This is a genomic window from Acinetobacter sp. V2, from assembly GCF_001188385.1.
Classification (GTDB): Bacteria; Pseudomonadota; Gammaproteobacteria; order Pseudomonadales; family Moraxellaceae; genus Acinetobacter; species Acinetobacter oleivorans.
In genome coordinates, this window is sequence record NZ_JZFB01000001.1 from 573,566 (window position 1) to 576,851 (window position 3,286).

3 protein-coding genes are annotated in these 3,286 nt (G+C 39.9%); 2 read left to right on the forward strand and 1 reads right to left on the reverse strand.

Translation table 11 applies throughout. The features are described 5' to 3' along the window. Nucleotides 1-710, reverse strand: a 710-nt coding sequence (locus tag UC75_RS19895; protein WP_228137039.1) for a sigma-54 factor interaction domain-containing protein, incomplete at its 3' end; no start/stop codon positions are given. 191 nt (nt 711-901) lie between these two features. Here UC75_RS19895 and UC75_RS02680 point away from each other — a divergent pair. Next, the gene (locus UC75_RS02680) at nt 902-1,597 is read left to right on the forward strand and encodes an MBL fold metallo-hydrolase (protein WP_049836585.1); all 696 of its coding nucleotides are present in this window, start codon (nt 902-904) and stop codon (nt 1,595-1,597) included. A gap of 9 nt (nt 1,598-1,606) precedes the next feature. Beyond that, nucleotides 1,607-3,262, forward strand: a complete 1,656-nt coding sequence (locus UC75_RS02685; RefSeq protein WP_049836586.1) for a bifunctional protein tyrosine phosphatase family protein/NAD(P)/FAD-dependent oxidoreductase — start codon at nt 1,607-1,609, stop codon at nt 3,260-3,262. The last annotated feature ends 24 nt before the right edge of the window (nt 3,263-3,286 follow it).

A 3,286-nucleotide genomic window follows, 5' to 3' on the forward strand; every position in this document is an offset into this window, starting at 1 on the left:
ACCCGTAATAATTTAGCTTGAAGCTCTAAAGGAATCTCGGCAATTTCATCTAGAAACAGTGTTCCACCTGCGGCACGTTCAAACACGCCTTTATGGTCACGAATTGCTCCCGTAAAAGCACCTTTCACATGCCCAAATAGTTCACTTTCTAGAATATTGGCATTAAGAGCTGCACAGTTAATCGCTACAAAAATCTTATTTTTACGTTGGCTATAATCATGAATTGCTTGTGCCACCAGTTCTTTACCGCTACCAGATTCACCGCGTACGAGCACTGGAAACTCAGTAATTGCCACTCTTTGAATAATTGAAAACATACGAGTCATTTCTGGTGAACAGCTATTAAAGATCTTGCTTAACTCTTGTAATTGTTCTGTTAGCTCTACTTGATCAGCGATATCATTCTCTATGCTAACGGGCTGTAGAATATGCAATTTCCCGATAATGCGATTCTCCGCGATGTAAATATCATGTTCTTGATAGATAAATCGCTTTCTCATTTTAGGAGTATTGATCTCAAGATATTGATTGTGATGGTCTTGAGTAAGCGCTGCCATGCTCTCTACAGAAATGTCATCTGTATTAAATTTATAGTGAATTGCTTGAGTCGTTGTGTCTGCTAAAAACAGGCTCGCATTTGGGAAGAGAGCCTTAAGCTGCTCAAATAAAATATAAAAATTCTGTTCTGACTCAAAATTTAGCTTTGCCATTTTATATGTTTCACAATCGTTTCATTGAAACATACTTGAGTTTCATAGGAACATCAAGCTGAGTTCATTTTCTAAGTTTAGTTTTACTTGTTATTTTAAGTTTTTGATTTTTATATTTATTATTTAATTTTAAATAATTGGCATCTTATTTGCAAAATATAGGAAAGAAATAAATTATTAGGGTATAAATCATGTTCTTTAAGCAGTTTTTTGAGCAGGAAAGTTCGACTTATACATATATGCTTGGGTGTGAAGAAACACGAGAGGCTGTTTTAATTGACCCAGTCGCATCAGATATAGAGATTTATACAAAAGAATTAGAGCAGCATCAATTTACGCTCATCTATACCTTAGATACACATGTTCATGCAGACCATATTACCGCTGCAAATTTACTTCGTGAACATTTTCATTGCAAATCGGTTTTACACCGTAATTCAGATGTAAGTTGCGGAGATATTTTAATTACTGATGGTTGCATGCTTAAAGTTGGCGACCTCAGTATTGAAGCGCGTTACACACCAGGTCATACCAATGCTTGTACGAGTTACCTAGTTGGAAACATGATTTTCACTGGTGATGCATTATTAATTGACGGCTGCGGTCGAACTGACTTCCAGCAAGGTAATGCAGGCACACTTTATGACAGTATTCATAAACAACTTTTTAGCCTGCCTGACGACACTATTGTGTATCCGGGACACGACTATAAGGGTCGTTTGTCTTCAACGATTGGTTATGAACGTTTAAAAAATTCACGTTTACGTCAGAATCGCTCACGAGAAGATTTTATTAAATTGATGAATAATTTAAATCTGCCATATCCAAAACAAATCGATAAAGCGCTACCTGCCAATCAGGCTTGTGGCTCAACTTCACAATCATAAGGTGGCGATATGGAATTTAAACGAGTTAATCAAGATTTTTTTGTTGCTGACCAGATTACTGCCGACGATATTGCGAAAATTGCTGATCAAGGGGTAAAAACTCTGATATGTAATCGTCCAGATGGAGAAGGTGCAGACCAACCCAATGTGATTGAAATTGAAGAAGCAGCTCAGCAATATGGCCTAAACGTAATTTATCAGCCTGTGACCAGTGGTAGAATTACCGATGATCAAGTTGCCGAGTTTAAACAGCTTTATCAAAGTGCCCAGAAACCTGTTTTAGCGTATTGCCGTTCTGGTATGCGTGCAATCAGTTTATGGGCTTTGGCAGAAGTTGCCCCGAAAGATGCGGTTTTATTAGTAGAAGCAGGTAACAAACTTGGTTTTAACTTGAAAGGATTAGTGCCACGTATTTTAAAACGTGACCATGAACCAGCGACAATTCCGTGTTATAGCGTTGTAATTGTTGGTGCTGGAGCAGCTGGAATTTCTGTAGCATCGAGCTTACTGTCTCGTGAACCTCATTTAGATATTGTCATTATTGATCCAGCAGACACTCATTATTATCAACCGGGTTGGACCATGGTTGGTGGTGGTATTTTCAAACCAGAAATAACCGCACGCTCCATGGCCAGTGTGATTCCTGCAAAAGTAAAATGGATGAAAGCCGCCGTTGCTGGATTTGAACCTGAGCATAATCAGGTCATTTTGGAAGGATGCCAACCGATTCAATATAAAGCGTTGGTCGTCTGTCCTGGCTTAAAACTCAATTGGCATGGTATTGAAGGTTTAGTCGAAACCTTAGGTAAAAATGGGGTGACGTCTAACTATCGTTATGATTTAGCGCCCTATACATGGGAACTGGTGCAACAGCTAAACGGTGGAAAGGCAATCTTTACTCAGCCGCCTATGCCGATTAAATGTGCCGGTGCCCCACAAAAAGCGATGTACCTTTCAGCCGACTACTGGTTAAAGCAAGGCAAACTTAAAGATATCTCTATCCATTTTTATAACACTGGTGCTGTTTTATTTGGTGTGAAGGAATATGTACCTGCATTAATGCAATATGTCGAAAAATATGGCTCTGAACTTCATTTTAACCATCAACTTGTCAAAGTAGATGGTCCTGCAAAAAAAGCATGGTTTAAGGTGGTGAACGATGAAAATGCAGCATTGGTCGAGACTGATTTCGATATGTTGCATGTTGTTCCACCACAACAAGCCCCAGACTTTATTCGTGCCAGTACTCTTACTGATGAAGCAGGCTGGGTAAGTGTTAATCCACAAACTTTACAACACATACAGCATGCCAATATTTTTGCATTAGGTGATGTGATGAATGCACCTAATGCCAAAACTGCTGCTGCCGCACGTGCACAAGCTCCGATCGTTGCTGTAAATGTTCTAGCGCAACTGAACGATGAGCAAAACTTCTGTGAATACAACGGCTATGGCTCATGTCCACTCACAGTAGAGCGTGGAAAAATCGTTCTGGCTGAGTTTGGTTACGGTGGTAAGCTTCTTCCAAGTTTTCCAAAATGGGTGATTGATGGGCAAAAGCCATCTCGTTTGGCTTGGTTGCTTAAAGAGCAGATTTTACCGCCGATTTACTGGCAAGGCATGCTCAAAGGCCGCGAATGGATGGTCAAACCTGAGCGAGGATAAGTAAAGCAACGCTTTACCCGAGCG

Coding starts and splice junctions, on each gene's coding strand:
- UC75_RS02680 (WP_049836585.1), top strand. CDS start 902: ATGTTCTTTAAGCAGTTTTTTGAGCAGGAAAGTTCGACTTATACATAT.
- UC75_RS02685 (WP_049836586.1), top strand. CDS start 1,607: ATGGAATTTAAACGAGTTAATCAAGATTTTTTTGTTGCTGACCAGATT.